Raw genomic sequence first — 17,873 nt, 5'->3', positions numbered from 1 at the left:
ACCGATTCACAGCACGTACATCCTCTAGTCCAACAGCATACGCTCATGCATTGTCCGGCCCTTCTGCCCTGGTTCAATCAGGAGGCGGGTCGGTTTGATGTTAATCAGAGCTGTCAGCTGTTCCCCCATATAATGAGCAGAATATTTGAACCCTTCTTCCGCCCAATGCATAACAACGCCCACGGTTGCGGATACGAGATAACTTAACATGATATCGTAATTAATAACCTGCTCACTTTCCTCGGTTATCAAAATGAAGTCTTCCATAAGGTAATTTCGGAACACATTGTTGATCCTCAGCGCCATATCCCCATGCATCGTCATCAATGCCTTGAATTGATCCTGGTGATTTTCAATATATTCAAAAACAGGCATAGTTGAAGGTAATAGTCCGGTCATGTCCACTTCTGTAAGGTTAGCATAAGGTGAGGCGTAAGCCTGCCCTAATCCTTGCAGAAAATCATCCAGAAGAAATTGCAGCAGCTCCGGTTTGCCGGGAAAATGCAAATAAAAGGTCCCCCGATTATAATCGGCTCGTTCCGTGATATCCCGGATGGTCAGGGCGTCAGCTCCCTTTTCCAATATTAAAGACACTGCCGCAGCGATGATCGCATCCTGCGTTCTTCGTGCTCTCCGATCCTGAGGATGTTCGATAATCAACACTTTTGCCCCCTTTGTCCATTATTGTAACCTAAATAAACAACGCTTACATCTGTGTTCATTAGCTGACATATGCGCTGTCAATGATTATTGTCACACGTTTACGTATATCTTAACATTAAGACAGGAACTACAACGACAGGTTTTCGGGCTTTTGGAACTTACCTGCCCACTATATATTATAAGGAGACGATTCAATCATGAGTACATCCTACACAAAAACCGCTGTAATTACAGGAGCTGCCGGAGGTATTGGTAAAGAGCTTGCACGTCGCCTGGCCGAACGTAAAATCAATCTGGTATTGGTGGATTTGAACGAAGAAGCCATTGCCAAAACGATTGCTGAATTGAATCTCGATCAGGAGCATGTCATTGCAGTTAAAGCCAATGTATCCGATGAAGCTGATGTTAAAAATTATGTACAAAAAGCGCTGGATGCGTTTGGCCGTATCGATTATTTTGCGAATAATGCCGGTATTGAAGGCCCAACGGGTCTAATTGAAGACCTGAGTGTTGAAGCACTTGATACGGTATACAACGTGAATATTCGCGGGGTGTTCCTTGGTCTGCAGAACGTCATTCCTGTGATGAAAAAACAAAAATCCGGTGCGATTCTAAATACCTCTTCCCTCGCAGGTCTGATGGGTGCTCCGGCTGTATCTCCATATATTATGTCCAAACATGCCGTTGTTGGTCTCACACGTACCGCTGCCAATGAGCTGGCACCGTTCAACATTCGGGTAAATGCTGTATTGCCAGGCACAATTAACACGCGTATGATGCGTCAGATCGAAGCTAACTCCGGCAACGTGGAAGATTACCAATCCGCTACGGTATCTGCCATTCCAATGGGGCGTTACGGTGAACCGGAAGAAGTTGCAGCCGTGATGAACTTCCTGTTGTCCGAAGAAGCATCGTATGTTACTGCCTCCCTCTACACTGTAGATGGCGGTATGATGGGACAGTAATAGGTAATTGGTAACACCAACATCATTGCCATATGGAAGGGCGCATAGTAGAATCTGCGGGCGTGTACTCTACGCGATGTCCTCGGGTGAGATGCCCTGTAGCGTGTAGCGTGTAGCGTGTAGCGTGTAGCGTGTAGCGTGTAGCGTGTAGCGTGTAGCGTGTAGCGTGTAGCGTGTAGCGTGTAGCGTGTAGCGTGTAGCGTGTAGCGTGTAGCCAAATTTTACCGACATCCAGCCAGTCTGCAAGAGTTTTTTTACTGGCATACCGCTAGTTTGATGCTAAAAGACCTCGACACCACCATTAAGGGATTTCCCTTTTGTGTGAAGTTGAGGTCTTTTCTTATATGCAATAGCTTCGCACTCATCCGGCACTCATCCGGCACTCATCCACTACGCTAACGATCACCAGAAACCTTATTTCGGCCATTTCGGCACATTTCCTAATCTAACGATCACCAGGAACCTTATTTCAGTAAAAACACCCTATTTTCATCAAAAATGACCCTCTACTCCGAGAATAACGTCTCTCCTGATCGTTAGGTTTAATTACATCCGAAAAACACAGAAATAGCGTCGCTGGTGATCGTTAGAATTTTGATGCACGGTTAACGACCTGTTATTCCCAGTTTACTCCATTGTTCGTTCCTTAACCCAAAACGTTCGGTCTCTAAGCCAAAACTCTACCTAATCCACGTACCCCGCGTGACCCTTGTCCATCAAGTAATCCATTTCCGCATCCAAAATACTTTCTACGGTCAGCTCGTCGAGCTTCACATCTTTGCGGCTTAGAATGTAGTCGGCCAGATCGTCACCGTCAATATCAACGTCTTTCCCTTTGGAATTCTCATGCGCCTTGTTGATGTAAGCTTGCTCATGATTCAGGACAAGCTCTATATTTGCCTTGCTTGCCTTTGTTTTGTCAGCAATATATTGAATCATTTCCTGCTCGTTAATTGCGTTGTTGTCTGCCACGTCAGTTCATCTCCTTGGTTATCCTTCTTGCTGTCATTGTAGCATAGGTTATCCCATTACGGGCAGAACTTATGCCCAGCCTTTTGCGGCACCTTTATGACAAGGTACTCATTTTCGCCAGTCGCCACTTTAGCATCCACCCTACGATAACCGCACATAAAACGTAGCCCCCTCGCCCAAGACACTTTTGGCATAAATCTCTCCCTTGTGCTGTTCCACAATAGATTTTGCAATGGCCAGACCTAGGCCATGTCCGCCGTGTTTGCGCGCTCGGGATGCATCCGTGCGATAGAAACGGTCAAAAATTCGATCCAGATGCTCTGACGCGATCCCTTCCCCCGTATTAAAAACAGTTAGCATGACATCATGGTTCTGCTTCTTGAGCGTAATGTTCACAGTTCCTTTGGGCCCGGAATATTTCACGGCGTTATCAAGCAAGATCAGAACCACCTGTTTGATCTGCTCCGGGTTTCCATGAACCATCAGATCAGGATCAATGCTGTAATCAAGGGCGATGTTTTTTTCAAAAATCACAGCTTCCATCGGCAAAATAATACCTTCCACTGCATCACTCATATTAAACTTGGTATGGATCATCGTGGAACGTGAGTCCTCCATCTGAGTCAGATACAGCAGATCATTCGTTAGTCCAGACATCCGCTCGGTTTCCGATTTGATATAGTGAAGCCATTTGGCCTGGCTTCCAATGGTCTCCTCCTGATTTGCGAGTAACACATCCGTATTCGTATGAATGGTTGCCAGAGGTGTTTTCAACTCATGGGAGGCGTCAGCGATAAACTGTTTCTGTTTCTCAAACGCTTCACGCACAGGCGCAATGGAGCGGCTAGCAAAATAACGACTTAGGAAGTAAATCACCACAAACATAATCAGCCCAACCACCGTAAAGGTGTAAATTAAATTGGTCAGGATACCCTGCTGCGCGGTCACGTCCATGAACACAATCATATGCCCGTCCCTGCTCGGATCAACCACATAGGCCCAATCCGTGCCATCCAGTGCAAATTGTCCGGTCCACCGATTACTGTTACCTTGACCCGTTTTCTCTTGATCTACTTTTTGCAGAGCTTGGGTGTAAAAAGATTCCTCCATATCAAACAGCGAATGTGTATCGGTAATTTTCCACTGCTGATCGGTTTGGATCATAAAAGAAACCGACCGGGCCGGGGGTGCACCGGGATCTCCACCCGGTCCTCGAAATCCACCAAAGTTCCCACCATTCATACTCTTGTTACCCCCGCCCCTCCCAGTAGAGAAAGGAACCGTTGCCGATTCGGAGTTCATTCCTACGTCAGCATCGGAGCCAGAACCTGAACGAGAATTTGAACCTGAATTAGAATCTGCATCAGAAGTTACACCCGACCCCGAGTTCGTTCCCGTTCCCGTCCCTGCTCCCCCATTTTTCCCTTCACCTCGTGACTGCTGAGTACCCAAGCCATAAGAGATATGGTAAAAATCAGAAACCTTGTACAGCTCCATATTCGTTTCGCGCTGCACATTCTGGTACGTAATCGTGTAGATCGTGACAAAAGCCACCAGCATCATAATCGAGATCGACACCAGATTGACAATCAGGAACCGATTGCGGAGTTTCTTGAACATTAGCTCGTCACCTCAAGTACGTATCCCACGCCCCGAATCGTATTAATGCGAACAACCGAATTCAGGAAGGTTAGTTTTTTACGCAAAAAGGAGATATAAACCTCCACGTTGTTATACTCGACATCCGAGTCGAATCCCCATAACTTCTCAATGATCTGCTCTTTGGAGGTGATCGCCTGTTTGCGGGTGATCAGCAGTTCCAGCAGCTCGTTTTCCTTCAGATTTAATTTGATCTCCTTGCCCTGTGCGCTCAGTTTCAACTGCGTGGTATTCAGTTCGATATCGCCAAACTTCAACCCATCCCCGGGGATCACTTCGCCTTTACGTCTCAGGGCTGCCCGAATCCGGGCAAGCAGTTCTTCCGTGGCAAAAGGCTTCGCAATGTAATCATCGGCACCATAGTCAAGACCGGATACCTTGTCCGAAAGTTCCCCTTTCGCTGTCAGCAAAATAACCGGAGTATGATTCCCTTCACTGCGCAGCGTTTTAAGCACCGTTATGCCGTCCATCTCCGGCATCATAATATCCAGCAGTAACAGGTCGTAGATGCCGCTCTGCGCATAATCCAGTCCTGATCTGCCGTCGTGGACCATGTCCACGGAGTAGTTGTTTTTTTTCAAAATCTGCGATACGGCCTCTGCCAAATGAACTTCATCTTCCGCTATCAAAATTCTCATGATCTATTCATCCTCTGCTCACGATGGTTGGTATGTTCTTATTCTATCAAGTAAACCTTGAATCAACCTTAATTGGAGACTCATTAAGAGTAGCAGCCACCAGAAAGATTAATCTGTCGTTGGAATCCGTGTGTGAATGCTCCCTTTTTCAACAGTATAGGTGAAGGCAAAGAAATGTTAACGCTATGTAAAAACCATTTAAGATTCATTCAAGGTTGCTTCGCTAAGATACAGACATGACAGCAACACACAACAAACCAAACATAATCAAAACATACACCAACTTATCCATACCCGAAAGGACTGAACCATTATGGCTATTGAAGTATTCAACCGATATGAGAGCAAGTATCTGCTGACCGATGAGCAATACCAGCATTTTTACAGCGATCTACTACATTACATGGAACTGGATGCCTACAACAAAAAACATGAGTTTTACTCCATCAGCAATCTGTACTTCGACACACCGCAGGATTCACTGATTCGAGCGAGTCTATCCAAACCGAAATACAAGGAAAAACTGCGCTTGCGAGCCTACGGCGTACCCGAAGAGAATGCGAAAGTGTATCTGGAGATCAAAAAGAAAGTGTTCGGCCTCGTCAACAAACGTAGAACGGCGCTGAAGCTGGATGAAGCTTATGATTTTGTTCGCTCGGGACAAGCGCCAGAGCTGGCCGACTACATGAACCCGCAGGTGTTGGAAGAAATCAAATATTTTCTCCGGCTCTACGATCTCGAACCTAAAGTGTATCTGGCCTACGAACGTAAGGCGCTGTTTGACAAGAACAGCCGCGATCTTCGCATTACCTTTGACACCAACATTCGCAGCCGCAGATATGATCTGAAGCTGGAACAGGGAGATTACGGCGAACCGCTGGTGAAGGACGGGCGATGGCTGATGGAAGTTAAAGCCGAGAAAACCGTTCCGATGTGGCTCTCCCAATTGCTGTCGGAGCACGGATTGTACCGAACCGGCTTTTCCAAATACGGCAATGAATACAGACATCTGGTGCGAACCACCAATCTGAATTATCAGACCGAACGCGAGCTGATCCCGGGTACCGATTTCAATCCTAATGATACGGTCACGGCTGCTTCACAAGAAAAATTAATTCGCGAAAGAGAGCGTGTGTTATATGCTTGATACCCTTTTCAGCTCCGCCCTGGACGATTCAACCTTGAGTTTTAGCAGTGCTGTCATCACAATCGGACTTGCCATCCTCCTGGGACTGATCATCAGCCTGACCTATATGAAAACCAACCAAGCGACTTACTCACAGAGTTTTACGTTGACTATGGTTGTGCTGCCCGTGATCGTTGCCATCATCATTCTGCTTATCGGCAGCAACATTGCCCGGGCGTTCAGTTTGGCGGGAGCCTTCTCCATCATCCGTTTCCGCAGTGCACCTGGTGATCCGAAAGACATTGCTTACGTTTTGTTCACGATGGCATCCGGTCTGGCTTGTGGTGTAGGTGCCTTTGGTTATGCCATTCTGTTCACCGTTATCCTGTGTGTGCTGATGTTTGTACTAAACCGATTTAACTTTGGCGGGAAAAAGAGTCAGCAGAAAACGCTCAAGATTACCATTCCCGAGAATTTGAGTTACGAAGAAGCGCTGAACGAAGTATTCCATCATTTTAAAGTCCCATTTGATCTGAAAAAAATCAGAACCACCGAACTCGGCAGTCTATACGAACTGGTCTATAACGTCACGATTCACGAGAGCGTGAATCAGAAACAATTTCTGGATGCCATCCGCACACGGAACGGCAACCTGGATATCTCGTTAACGATGAGTCCAACGACAGAATATTAAGCTTCGTATTAAGCTTGGAACGGTGTTTTACTCAATTGTTCGACTAACCCATTAGGATTTGGAGAGGAACGATAGATATGAAGAAGAAAAATGCTCAGAAACGTAAAAACATCATTACAGGCAGCAAACTGTGGTTCATCACCATGATTACCAGTTTGCTCGCAGCATGCAGTGCTCCGGCAACGACAAGCAGCACAGCAAATGCAGCCGTCTCCACAACAGGAACAACCAAAATTGTTTCTGTCAGCGAATCAACATCCGTGAAGTATGCCGATCTGGTCTCCCTCGATGCCGATGATACGAATGTCAGCTGGACTGAAGCGGATTCGACCATGATCAAGCTGAGTGGTACAACGGCAACCGTAACCGGTTCGGGTGCGAAGGCAGCAAACGGATCAGTTACGATCTCCGAAGCAGGCACTTATGTGCTAAGCGGTGAGCTAACCAACGGCCAAATCGTGGTCAATGTCGCTGATAAAGGCGTGGTACATCTCGTGTTGAATAGCGCAACCATTCATGACAATGACAGTGCAGGAATCTACATTCAAAAGGCAGGCAAAGCGGTAATCACGCTAGAAAAAGGAACCCAAAACGCCGTTTCCGATGGCAAAACCTACGTATATGCCGACAGCAGCACCGATGAGCCGGATGCGGCCATCTATAGCAAAGCCGATCTTACGTTTAACGGTGCAGGTCAGTTGACCGTCACAGGCAACTATAATGAAGGGATTACAAGCAAGGATGATCTGAAAATCATCAGCGGCTCTATTAACGTCAAGGCAGCCGATGACGGCATCAAAGGTAAAGACATGGTTGCCATTCAGTCAGGCACCATTACGGTTGATGCAACGGGGGACGGCATTAAATCAACCAATGATACGGATGCCAGTAAAGGGTTTGTCGCCATTGCTGACGGTACCTTCAACATCCAGAGTGGTAGTGACGGCATTCAGGCAGAGACCGCGCTTGTCACCGATGGAGGTACGTATAACATCGTGACAGCTGGCGGCAGCGCGAATGCACCTGCCAAGGTCGAAGAAGGCCCCGGTGGTGGCGGCTTTGGAGGAGGTCGTGGTGGATTCGGTGGTGGTGATGCAATGAATGGCGGCACGCCTCCAACCGATAGGGGTACACCACCGGATGGTGAACCGTCTGCCGACATGCCAGCGATGCCAGATGGTGCTACGAATGCAGGAAACCAAACGGAGACCAAAACGAAAAGCAAAACAGGAACCCAAGCTAGCAGCGGTACAACAACCAACTCCACAAAGTCGGCAAATTCGAGTACAACTAGCACTACTTCAGTATCGTCCGATTCGAGCGTCGATGCAGACAATACATCGACAACAACAGAGGAAGAGTCTACAAGCGCCAAAGCGCTTAAAGCAGGAACCAATCTCACCGTCAATGGTGGGACATACACGATTGATTCTATGGATGATTCTTTGCACAGCAACAGCAATGTAACAGTAAACGATGGGACTTTCAACATTCAGTCCGGAGATGACGGCATTCATGCCGATCAGGCGCTGACCATTAACGGTGGAACAATCAAAATTGCGAAAAGTTATGAAGGAATCGAAGGGGCAATTATTACCCTGAATGACGGGGATGTAGACGTAATGGCGTCGGATGATGGGGTGAATGCCGCTGGTGGTGAGGCAACAACGAGCAGCACAACCGCAACTACAACGGGAAAAGCTACAAATAACAGCAATTCTGCTAGCGTCACCAACAAATCAGCAGATACAGACACAAACTCTGCTAACTCCACCGGAACCACGGGTACCACATCCACGTCAGATCAGTCGGCACAAGGTACGGATGCAAGCCAGCAAAATCGCGGCCCTGAGGGTATGCCAGGCGAATCATCAGGCAATAACGAGCTTCACATCAATGGTGGCTCCCTGACCGTAAATGCTGTTGGTGACGGCCTTGATTCCAATGGCTCCATTACAATGACGGGCGGAACGGTGATCGTGAATGGTCCAACGAATAACGGCAACGGTGCACTCGATTATGACGGGACATTTGTGATCAACGGTGGATATCTGGTGGCGGCGGGAAGCTCCGGCATGGCACAAGGCACCTCCGATGCTTCAACGCAAAATACAATCGTGATGACCTTCCCCGAGACACAAAAAGCCGGAACATTGGTTCATGTTCAGGATAGCAAAGGGAATAATATCCTGACGTTTGCACCAGTCAAAGACTATCAAAATGTAGTCGTTAGCTCACCGGATCTCGCAAAAGATGGATCTTATGTCATCTTCTCTGGCGGAACATCGACAGGCAAATCGGTAGATGGACTTTATACTGGCGGTACCTATAGTGGTGGAACCCAGGTCGTTGCTTTCCAGTCCACAAGCAATGTGACCTGGGTGAATGAATCAGGTGTAACAACAGCCCGCTCTGGTATGGGTGGTTTCGATGGCGGCAATGGAGGTGGACAAGGCGGATCCGGCGGTGGGAGAAATCGTTCACAATCCGGTACATCTACAGATACCACGGGTACGACAAGCACAACTGGTACAACAGGAACTACGGATTCGGCAAAGTAAATAAAATGAATACGCTGATTGAAGAGAGGGCAATTGACATTGCCTAACCTAAGTAAATTAAAAAGTCCGGCTCTGATTTCACATTCAAGGTGAACTCGGAGCCGGACTTTGCATGTTTTCCCCAGGGAAAATAAGTCATCTAACAGGAGTCTGTCACCCTAACGCGAATTTTGCTGTATTTGGGGAATCGAGCAACCTGGTCAGGAAACAAAGTGAGAAGGTACTATCTATCAAAACGAAAAGGTGACGGCATTCATAGCGAGCAAATGGTGGCCTAACAATAAAGGGCACGCTCATCTTGTTCCTAATCCGCATTTTGAAAATATCTTTGACCTGCCTTCAGATTACGCGGCTGCCATTCAACATGCAGCTCAGCTTACAGCTACAGCTATGAAAAGTACATATGAATGTGCAGGAATCTCCACTGCCAGCATAATGAACCTGCGGGTGATCAAGATGTGTGGCATTACCACTTTCATGCTTTCCCAAGATTTGTGGACGATCAGTTCTATCTCTTCAAAGGTTCACGTCCGAATTATTTTCTAACGATCACTACGAAGCTGATGTCCAAGAAACATACCACAAAATGGCCAAAAGACAGCCTTTCTACCGAAATAGCGTCACTGGAGATCGTTAGATTTTTATATTGGTTAAATCCAGTCAAATAACGTCTCTGTGATCGTTAGAAGTTAGCTGAGACGAAATCAAGATACAGGGAGATATATCTGTCATATCCATTCGACTGTATTACAGAGTTTATGTTTTTTGAAACAAAATAGAAACCGCTCATGTAATCTTGAGTCCCGGAGGAAGCCATCCACAGCTGATGGAAAGCGCAGCTGAGCTATATCATCTAGGACTTGACTTGCACCGTATATCCTTCCCTCAGACTGCTCAACAACGAATGTGGAGACGACAGAATGGGAATTCCTTCATAACATCGGAAGGTGTCCACTCATTAAGCTGTAGCGATAGTACAACGTCCCGTGTTCCATTTTTGAAAATCACAACCTGTCCCACTCTTAAAAAGCGTACACGTACACCTTGGTCCGCAGCGCATCACGGCAGGTGATCGTACGTAGCGGCTCCTTGCCCGGCAATGCAAAACAGACGCTAATCACCTTCGCGCCCGGCGGCAGTTCGCTTTGGAACTTGTCTACCAGCCGAGTCATCGCACCCGGGAACAGATAACAGATCACACAATCCGCATGCGCATAAGAACAGGTATAGATGTTTCCGCGAATGAAGCGCAGACGTCCTTTCAATGAATGCTGCTGCCCACCGACTCGGCGGAGCCATATACTGAGCCATGTTAGCCATTGAGAAGTCCAAAGTGGGATGAGTGAGTTTTCAATGCCCGTAAGTCTTTTGCCTGGACAATGCTTTACTACATCCAAGCCAAGTGTTCCCCAACCGGAGCCGGCTTCCATAATGTCACCATAACCCGATATGCGATTGACCTCCTGAATCACCACCTGCCTCACCGGGCCGGATGTGGGCATGGGCGAGATTCCATTTTTCCAGCTTACGATTACGATCCATACAACGGCGACAAGCGTTAACACAGCGATGAGCCATGGCATCAATTGAATAATCATCATGAACTCATCATAACAAAGGGAAGCTCCAGCGGTCTATGATCGCTCAGAAGCTTCCCTTTGTCTATATTCTTTTAAAGGCTTGATCACATTACTTGGTAGTGCTGTTTTCAGAGGATGTGATGCGGCTACTCATCGGTCTCCCCGACATGAGATTTCATGTATACCCCTTTTTTGTACACCGATTTAATCGTAAAATGAATGCCCAGCTTGCGATTCGTGCGGTAGATCAGCGAGTTAATCTCGTCGATGCCTACCGGATCACTCTCAAGCATACTCCGTTCCGGCCACACCTGAGCAATGATCTGCTCCCTCGTGACAAAATGATCCAGTTCGCTGTACAGCAGCTTGAACAATTGGTATTCCTTCTTGGATAACGGAATTTCATCCTCGTTCACCTGCACCGTCTGCAGATGATCCTGTAAACGCACACCCTCACCGAGCAGATCAGATATGCGATATTCTCTCGTTTCTCCGAGATCACCTTCCACGCGAAGGTGGATCAAACCGTTGACCAGTGTCAGGCTGTCCCCTTCGCCAAACGGATATTTCTCATATGGAACGAGGCGTTGCCCGTTGAGTTCGGTTCCATTTTTACTATCCAAATCCTCGATCCAAAGCTGTTCTTTCGTGTCATAATGAATGCGGCAATGCCGCTTCGATATCATCTGATTATAGATGGACAAGTCCAGTTCACTGACCCCTGTGTAACGCCCCACCGTAATCGAGCGGCCCTGGCTCACATAAGCGAACGAACCATCGCTCTCCTGACCCGGCGTACGAATGACGATTTTTGCCGTCTCCCGCATGTTATTCCCCACCTTTAATGTAACTCGATCTCTATCTTTTCATTTGAGTACTGATAAATTCATCAGATTTGTTCCATTGTTTGCATACCTGCCATTTCATATAGTGATATACAGGAACACCATGGATGTAAACAAACTTAAACATCCATTACTTACTCAATTACTATACCAAACGTTGTGCATTTTTTCTCATAGCGGCCTGACGGACGCACGCTTTAGCATATTCAACAAGAGAGGTATTTCCCATGAAGAAAAAAAATATTTTGATATACGTGCTGCTTGCCTTCGCTCTATCGATCACCCTAACCGTGCTGTCACGCGTGAGTGACGACGGCGGTGTATCACCAGAAGGGACATCGGCCTCCGAAATCTCGTGGCTTCGAATGAACAATCAACCTTAAATGTAGAAGCTACTCTATTATAAACGCGACTCCTGTGCAAAACGTTTCACGAATGTCATCTATGCGAAACATTTCCAGTACGTCCTTCATTTCAGACTAAAGGGAGGAATGACGGTGAAAAGAAATACCATTCACGCTATCACATGCGCTCTTTTTGCTGCTTTGATTCTTAGCAGTTGCCAAAATTCTGATCTTCCTAATCAAGCGGAAATAAATAAAACACCAAAAGAACTTGGGTCCTTCTTTCCAGGCAACATCACTGAAGCGGATTCAATCGAAATCATGAGTGGCAGTGATGGTTCTAAAAAAATGACTACCGATCCCCAACTGATTCAGGACTGGACTGAAAAGTTACGGCACTTAAAAATCGTTCTGAATCCACATCAGGAAGATACAACTGGGGTTCTGTTTCATGTGACGGTGTTTAAACAAGAAGAGGTTATTTTTTATATGACACCTACTAATATCAATCATCATCCGATCGAGCCTCAGAGCAAACTGGCCGACCTGATGACTGAACTGTACAAAACAATGAAATAACTATTATTGCATGTTAGACGACTTCAATAAGAAAAGACTCTGAAATTGCCCCAATTCCAGAGTCTCCTACAACGTTTAACGAAGTATAAGTGTACTAAGTACAGCGTTTTTCTAACATAAGTTATTACGACAGTCGCTATATGCTTACATCAGTTCTCTTCATCATCTGATTTGCTCTCCCTCGCCTGAATCTCCTCCATCCGGCTGGTCACCTTCTGGTACAGATACGAGATGCCCAACAGCAGAACACCAAAGCTGAAATACGCAAAGATTTTGCTGCCTGCGGTCAACAAACTGGCATCGTAGAATACCATCTTGCCGGTAGCGAACAGCGTCAGACCCAGACCGAGACGCCGGATCATGACGTATTTTCTACGGAACCCGTAGGCAATATAGAGAATCGCCAGCACCAGATAGATCAGGCTGAACATCAACCCCACGTCACCCCACTGGAACTGAATGGTCAGGAACACGGTAATGACGCCGAGCAGATAGATTCCCGCAATAACAGGATACCACTCCACACTTTTGAACTGACTGCGAATGCCTGCAATCAGCAGATCTCGGCCTGCGAAGAACACGCCCACGTTGAAAATAATCAAGACAACCAGCCCGACAATCTCGGCCGCCGTATGCTGCTCTACACCTGGCTGCAATGCAGGCATCGTCAAGGTTACTGCCAGTGCGATACAGCACCCAATTCCATGCAAAAAGAGTGTATACCCCCGCAGGAACGGGTCACGGAGCAGCTTCACTTTGCCCAGTCCATATGCCAAAGCAATTGTCAGTGCGGCAAACATAAGCAGCTTGTAGAACATATATAACAGGAAGGTTTCATCAACAGCCCTGACATACAGCTCATTCGATTCATACAGCACGTATAACCATACATTCACAAGGGTCACGTACCTGAAACCTTCCAGAAAACCGCGCTCCCACGAAGCGTAGCTGAATCTCCTCCCCGTTCCTTCGGAGGCGTTTCCGCGCAGCGCCCAAGCATAATAAAGTGTAATGAGCAAGGTTCCCAGCGTAAGGCTGGAGTATTTTAACATGAAATACGACGATTCCCCCACAAAGAATAAAGAGAGCAAATCATACTGTACAAAAATCGTAATACATAGGAGCATGATGCCCCAGCCCGCGCGTTCGACCGCCTTAAACGTTCTGAAATGTCCAAACGTCACGAGCAACACACCTTCGATCAGCCAACCCATCGACAGCCATCTCGAACCGAACTGGAACGGAATGAGCAGAATCGTAAAGGTGAGCGACGTAAGATAGAACAAGAGGATCGTCTGTTTCTCCTGCGCCATATAGCGCTGAACCAATCTGGCGAGTCCGAGATATACGAGTGCAAAAATAACAGCAAGCAAACCCTGCGCATCATTCCAGCCTGCTGCATCGAGCAGTACATACAGGACAAGACAGCTCAAGCTCGTATTCATCGCTAACAAAGCAAAATCCCACCAGGTCAACTTCACCCGATGTTTAAACGGATAGGCGAGCGTAATGCCCAGGTACAAGGCAAACGTCACGACAGAGTACAACATGCCCACCTGTTCACTCGGCGAGAGCCATAACAGAATCAGCATGGATGGCGCGTGGAACAGGAAGCTGATGTAATGCACCACCGGCCAACGCTGCCCGAAGGAAATGATGACAATGATGCCGTTCAGCAACAACAGATAGATCATCGCGGTATAAACCGCTGTGCCTTCCAACCCAAACGTGAACAGATAAGAGAAGAACGGCAGATAGCCGCCCACAAGACCAAAGGAACAGATTGTCTTGGACTGATACCGCAACGACAACAGTACAGCGACGGCCGACACCAATATGGATAAACCGAGACCTGTATATAGCCCGATGATTTGCAGCAAAAAGTAACTGTAGAAAATCGATCCAAACAGCACGGATATGCCTCCGCCGAGCAGTCCCATTGCAAATGTTTTCTGTTTCCGGCGGAACAGCCACTCCCCGCCTGCGAGCATCAGTGCGCCGAGCAGGAAGAAACCCGCACCTTTCATCTCATCGCTAAACCACGTTGAATAAGAGTATCGGAAGGCTGCACCCACCCCCAGGATGAGAAGCAGGATGGCTACTTTGTTAATCCAGCTAAGTCCAATGCGCATCTCCATCCGGTTCTGTTTGATCCGGCGCTGAATGGTTTCCTCACTCAGTTCCTCCTCTGCCATCTGGTCATAGCCATGTTGCATCTGTCCGCGCACAGCCTCGGCTCTCTCCCATACCGCCTGCTTGTGCGATTCGATCCGTGATTTCACCTCCGTTGCCAGGTAGGCAATCCGTTCCTTCATCTCTGCCGCATCCTCCTGCAGATGCCGGGAAGCCTCATGGAAGAGAGCGTTCAGATTGGATTTCGTTCGGTATTCCAAATTGCTGACATGGTCGTTATGTACTTCCGTTTTCCCTTGAAAATACGTCTCCATCTTCTCCCGGGATACCCGGATCAGATTCAGTTTCTCGTCCAGCATCTGCTCGGACAAGGCCGTGCGAAGGCGTGCATTTTCCTCTTCCATCTGGCGTGCACGATGCTCCAATTGTTGCAGCCTAAGCTGCTGAGCTTGCGTCTGTTCCAGCAACTGTTCATTACGAACCGTGAGGTCATCGGATTGATACTCCTGAAGCAGGGCCTGATAGTCCTTGGCGAGCTGCTTTTGCCGCTCCTGAACCTGCCTAAGCCGATCCTTAAATTCCTTCATGGACTTCCTCCATTGGTTGTCATAAGATGTTTTCCTATATTTTACTATACTTATGTCAAAAATTGAGGTTTTCATGATAACTTTCCATCTGATACAATGCTGAGCCACTACACAAAAAAACACCGGCACTTCAGCCTGTGATATCACAGATGCCAGAAGATGCTGATGCTTATTTATAGAAGGAGTATAGAAGTAGCATGGAGATATCAAAAAAGATGTATGGATACCTATTTCCATACCTATATGACAGCAAAAAAAGCACACAGAGGGCATCTGCCCTACTGTGTACTTTGGTGTTTTTGTAGCTTATCATAAGCAATGTGCGAAGCCCTACTGCTTCACCTTGCTTCAAACCTACTTTTTATCTGCTGTATTGCTTTTTTCTGCTGTGCCGCTTTCATCCGTCGATTCAGGCTCGATCAACTGTGTTGTATTAGGGTCAAGCCAGCTGGCAATCATACCTCGCACATAGGTCAGATCTTCATCAGACAGATCGTAATACCACGTACCGCTACGCATCTTTCCGTCGCCTTTCAGCATGTAATTGCTGATGGTTGGAATGCTGTCTTTCATATATAGAGACTCGGCAAAATTCACAATAAAGTCCGATTTCATATTGGTTGTAAAATTCGATCCGGCAATCTTGATGATGTCCGGGATCTTGGTCAGATTTTTGACCTCCATCGCACGGTTCATGAAGCTACTTAGGAAAATCCGGTGACGCATCGTACGATTGAAATCGGAATCCTCCCGGTAACGTACATATCCGAGTGCCTCTTCGCCGCTATAGATCGGTTTGTTGGCTTGCACGAACAGCTTCTCATGCGCTTTGCTTTTGTTCTCAATATCTTTCTTAATCGGCAGCTCCACGCCACCCACCGCATCGACAATGTCTTTCAAACCATGAAAGTTAATTGCCGCATAGAAATCCACTTTGTTCTCCAGCAGCTTCTCCACCGTATCCATTGCCATCTTGGCTTCGCCGTGGGCATAAGCCGAGTTGATCTTGGACTTCACATCACGACCCACAATTTCGGTATAGGAGTCACGCGGAATGGACAGCAGCAGCACTTTATTGTCCTCTGGACGCACGACAGAATAGATGATGGTGTCCGAACGGCTCGGCTCATTATCTCTCTGGTCGATACCCAGCAGCAACAGTGAAAATGGATCGGTATGTTGTACAACAGGTGCATCCTTGTCCCCTGCGGCTTTATACGAATCATCCAAAGCTTCCTTCACCGTACCTGAGGCAAACATATTAAATGCCAGCAACACGAGCTGTTTTTGATAGATAAATCCGATGCCTCCAAGCACAATCAAAATGCTCAGTATGATGATGAGTGGCTTTTTCCATTTTTTCTTCGGTTTCTTCGGCTTCCGTCTAGTTAGATGTGCAGCACTGTTTTCCATCATATCTCCTTTAGTTGCGGTTTCTTCATTCATTTAACTATATTAATAACACGTTTTCAATAGATTACGATATAATCGGCTATACAAATACTGGACACCAAAGGAGCGATAAGAGATGGAGTATCGACGTTTAGGTAACAGCGGTCTACGTGTGTCAGCGCTGGGGCTGGGTACAAATGCATTTGGCAAAAGAGCAGACGAGGCCGCTTCAACCCGCATTCTTCATGCAGCGATGGACCGTGGCATCAACTTTATTGATACGGCCAACATCTATGCTGGCACCGAATCAGAACGAATTATCGGACAGGCACTGGCTGGTCGGCGGGAAAACGCGGTGCTTGCAACCAAAGCCGGCTTGCCCCGGCATGATGGTCCTCATGGGCGCGGTTCCTCGCGCTACCATCTACAGCAAGAGCTGGAACATAGCCTGCGGCGTCTGCAAACGGATTATGTTGATCTGTACCAGATCCATACCTTTGACCCGCATACCCCGCTGGATGAAACCCTGCGCACGCTGGACGACATGATCACGTCCGGCAAAGTTCGCTACATCGGCGCCTCCAACTACGCCGCCTGGGAGCTGATGAAAGCCCTCGGCATCAGCGAGTTGCGCGGATATGCGCGGTATATCTCCACGCAAACCAGCTACTCGCTTGCCGATCGAACACCTGAGAACGAACTCGTTCCGCTGTGTCTCGATCAAGGTGTAGGCATTATCCCGTATTTCCCACTGGCTGGTGGTATATTGACGGGGAAATACAATGGACACACCAGCGTGCCATCTGGCTCCAGAGCAGATACAGATCCATCCTTCAACCGCTTCCTGCTGGAGCACAACATTCAGTTGAGCGAGCAGGTAAGCGCCAAGGCAGAGGCATACGGCTGCTCCCCAAGCGTGCTATCGCTAGCATGGCTGCTAACTCGTCCGGCAGTATCCACTGTGATCGTTGGTGCTACTCAGACCCAGCAGCTGGAGCATAATCTCGCTAGTCTTGATCTGCAGCTTCCACATGAGCTGCTGACGGAACTGAATCAACTGAGCGACGATTTCCGTTATGGAGAGCCGTTTGCTGCCTATAGGCTCGATTAATTCTCAATGACAAATAAACCTTCC

The 17,873-nt window shown here is 47.5% G+C and carries 16 protein-coding genes; 8 read left to right on the top strand and 8 right to left on the bottom strand.

The window, feature by feature from the left end:
* Positions 1–24 precede the first annotated feature (24 nt).
* On the bottom strand, positions 25–660 hold the full coding sequence (locus ACUTVW_RS13295; protein ID WP_445646243.1) for a TetR/AcrR family transcriptional regulator: 636 nt from the start codon (positions 658–660) through the stop codon (positions 25–27).
* A 200-nt stretch (positions 661–860) separates the two neighbouring features.
* On the opposite strand from ACUTVW_RS13295, the gene ACUTVW_RS13290 reads away from it, so the two are divergent.
* Positions 861–1,628, top strand: a complete 768-nt coding sequence (locus tag ACUTVW_RS13290) for an SDR family NAD(P)-dependent oxidoreductase (protein WP_445646242.1) — start codon at positions 861–863, stop codon at positions 1,626–1,628.
* A 684-nt stretch (positions 1,629–2,312) separates the two neighbouring features.
* Here ACUTVW_RS13290 and ACUTVW_RS13285 read toward each other — a convergent pair.
* The 3 genes from ACUTVW_RS13285 to ACUTVW_RS13275 form a co-directional block, all read right to left on the bottom strand.
* Positions 2,313–2,600 carry a hypothetical protein gene (locus tag ACUTVW_RS13285; protein ID WP_445646241.1) on the bottom strand — a complete coding sequence of 96 codons (288 nt, stop codon included), beginning with the start codon at positions 2,598–2,600 and terminating at the stop codon, positions 2,313–2,315.
* Between the two features lie 141 nt (positions 2,601–2,741).
* Positions 2,742–4,220 (bottom strand): sensor histidine kinase, encoded by a 1,479-nt coding sequence (locus ACUTVW_RS13280; RefSeq protein WP_445646240.1) that lies wholly within the window; start codon positions 4,218–4,220, stop codon positions 2,742–2,744.
* Positions 4,220–4,897 (bottom strand): response regulator transcription factor, encoded by a 678-nt coding sequence (locus tag ACUTVW_RS13275; RefSeq protein ID WP_445646239.1) that lies wholly within the window; start codon positions 4,895–4,897, stop codon positions 4,220–4,222. Before ACUTVW_RS13275 ends, ACUTVW_RS13280 begins: the two co-directional genes overlap by 1 nt.
* A 313-nt stretch (positions 4,898–5,210) precedes the next feature.
* Between ACUTVW_RS13275 and ACUTVW_RS13270 the strand changes: the two genes are divergently transcribed.
* The 4 genes from ACUTVW_RS13270 (at position 5,211) to ACUTVW_RS13255 (ending at position 9,824) form a co-directional block, all read left to right on the top strand.
* Positions 5,211–6,044: a polyphosphate polymerase domain-containing protein gene (locus ACUTVW_RS13270; RefSeq protein ID WP_445646238.1), complete on the top strand. Its 834-nt coding sequence runs from the start codon at positions 5,211–5,213 to the stop codon at positions 6,042–6,044.
* Positions 6,037–6,717, top strand: coding sequence for a DUF4956 domain-containing protein (locus tag ACUTVW_RS13265; RefSeq protein WP_445646237.1), 681 nt, complete (start codon positions 6,037–6,039; stop codon positions 6,715–6,717). The genes ACUTVW_RS13270 and ACUTVW_RS13265 overlap by 8 nt, the downstream gene beginning before the upstream one ends.
* A 77-nt stretch (positions 6,718–6,794) precedes the next feature.
* Positions 6,795–9,278 carry a carbohydrate-binding domain-containing protein gene (locus ACUTVW_RS13260; protein WP_445646236.1) on the top strand — a complete coding sequence of 828 codons (2,484 nt, stop codon included), beginning with the start codon at positions 6,795–6,797 and terminating at the stop codon, positions 9,276–9,278.
* 243 nt (positions 9,279–9,521) lie between these two features.
* Positions 9,522–9,824, top strand: a complete 303-nt coding sequence (locus ACUTVW_RS13255) for an HIT family protein (protein ID WP_445646235.1) — start codon at positions 9,522–9,524, stop codon at positions 9,822–9,824.
* A gap of 476 nt (positions 9,825–10,300) precedes the next feature.
* Here ACUTVW_RS13255 and ACUTVW_RS13250 read toward each other — a convergent pair whose 3' ends face one another.
* Both ACUTVW_RS13250 and ACUTVW_RS13245 read right to left on the bottom strand, forming a co-directional pair.
* Positions 10,301–10,879, bottom strand: coding sequence for a class I SAM-dependent methyltransferase (locus ACUTVW_RS13250; RefSeq protein ID WP_445646234.1), 579 nt, complete (start codon positions 10,877–10,879; stop codon positions 10,301–10,303).
* A 125-nt stretch (positions 10,880–11,004) separates the two neighbouring features.
* Entirely contained in the window at positions 11,005–11,685 is a 681-nt protein-coding gene (locus ACUTVW_RS13245) for an FHA domain-containing protein (RefSeq protein ID WP_445646233.1), read from the bottom strand.
* Between the two features lie 245 nt (positions 11,686–11,930).
* On the opposite strand from ACUTVW_RS13245, the gene ACUTVW_RS13240 reads away from it, so the two are divergent.
* Together ACUTVW_RS13240 and ACUTVW_RS13235 are read left to right on the top strand one after the other, a co-directional pair.
* Entirely contained in the window at positions 11,931–12,086 is a 156-nt protein-coding gene (locus ACUTVW_RS13240) for a hypothetical protein (protein WP_445646232.1), read from the top strand.
* Positions 12,087–12,200: 114 nt separating this feature from the next.
* The gene (locus ACUTVW_RS13235) at positions 12,201–12,626 is read left to right on the top strand and encodes a hypothetical protein (protein WP_445646231.1); all 426 of its coding nucleotides are present in this window, start codon (positions 12,201–12,203) and stop codon (positions 12,624–12,626) included.
* A gap of 149 nt (positions 12,627–12,775) precedes the next feature.
* Here the strand turns inward: ACUTVW_RS13235 and ACUTVW_RS13230 are convergent, their stop codons facing one another.
* Positions 12,776–15,346, bottom strand: a complete 2,571-nt coding sequence (locus ACUTVW_RS13230) for a DUF2339 domain-containing protein (RefSeq protein ID WP_445646230.1) — start codon at positions 15,344–15,346, stop codon at positions 12,776–12,778.
* Between the two features lie 354 nt (positions 15,347–15,700).
* The gene (locus ACUTVW_RS13225) at positions 15,701–16,762 is read right to left on the bottom strand and encodes an LCP family protein (RefSeq protein ID WP_445646229.1); all 1,062 of its coding nucleotides are present in this window, start codon (positions 16,760–16,762) and stop codon (positions 15,701–15,703) included.
* Positions 16,763–16,874: 112 nt separating this feature from the next.
* Between ACUTVW_RS13225 and ACUTVW_RS13220 the strand changes: the two genes are divergently transcribed.
* A complete protein-coding gene (locus tag ACUTVW_RS13220; protein ID WP_445646228.1) occupies positions 16,875–17,849 on the top strand; it encodes an aldo/keto reductase in 975 nt (324 codons plus the stop codon).
* Positions 17,850–17,873: the final 24 nt, after the last annotated feature.

The organism is Paenibacillus sp. TSA_86.1 (assembly GCF_052691815.1).
Note: the sequence above shows the minus strand (reverse complement) of the source record. Positions and strands in the feature narration are given on the sequence as shown.

Coding starts and splice junctions, on each gene's coding strand:
- ACUTVW_RS13245 (WP_445646233.1), bottom strand. CDS start 11,685: ATGCGGGAGACGGCAAAAATCGTCATTCGTACGCCGGGTCAGGAGAGC.
- ACUTVW_RS13225 (WP_445646229.1), bottom strand. CDS start 16,762: ATGATGGAAAACAGTGCTGCACATCTAACTAGACGGAAGCCGAAGAAA.
- ACUTVW_RS13250 (WP_445646234.1), bottom strand. CDS start 10,879: ATGATGATTATTCAATTGATGCCATGGCTCATCGCTGTGTTAACGCTT.
- ACUTVW_RS13230 (WP_445646230.1), bottom strand. CDS start 15,346: ATGAAGGAATTTAAGGATCGGCTTAGGCAGGTTCAGGAGCGGCAAAAG.
- ACUTVW_RS13280 (WP_445646240.1), bottom strand. CDS start 4,220: ATGTTCAAGAAACTCCGCAATCGGTTCCTGATTGTCAATCTGGTGTCG.
- ACUTVW_RS13265 (WP_445646237.1), top strand. CDS start 6,037: ATGCTTGATACCCTTTTCAGCTCCGCCCTGGACGATTCAACCTTGAGT.
- ACUTVW_RS13270 (WP_445646238.1), top strand. CDS start 5,211: ATGGCTATTGAAGTATTCAACCGATATGAGAGCAAGTATCTGCTGACC.
- ACUTVW_RS13220 (WP_445646228.1), top strand. CDS start 16,875: ATGGAGTATCGACGTTTAGGTAACAGCGGTCTACGTGTGTCAGCGCTG.
- ACUTVW_RS13275 (WP_445646239.1), bottom strand. CDS start 4,897: ATGAGAATTTTGATAGCGGAAGATGAAGTTCATTTGGCAGAGGCCGTA.
- ACUTVW_RS13290 (WP_445646242.1), top strand. CDS start 861: ATGAGTACATCCTACACAAAAACCGCTGTAATTACAGGAGCTGCCGGA.
- ACUTVW_RS13260 (WP_445646236.1), top strand. CDS start 6,795: ATGAAGAAGAAAAATGCTCAGAAACGTAAAAACATCATTACAGGCAGC.
- ACUTVW_RS13240 (WP_445646232.1), top strand. CDS start 11,931: ATGAAGAAAAAAAATATTTTGATATACGTGCTGCTTGCCTTCGCTCTA.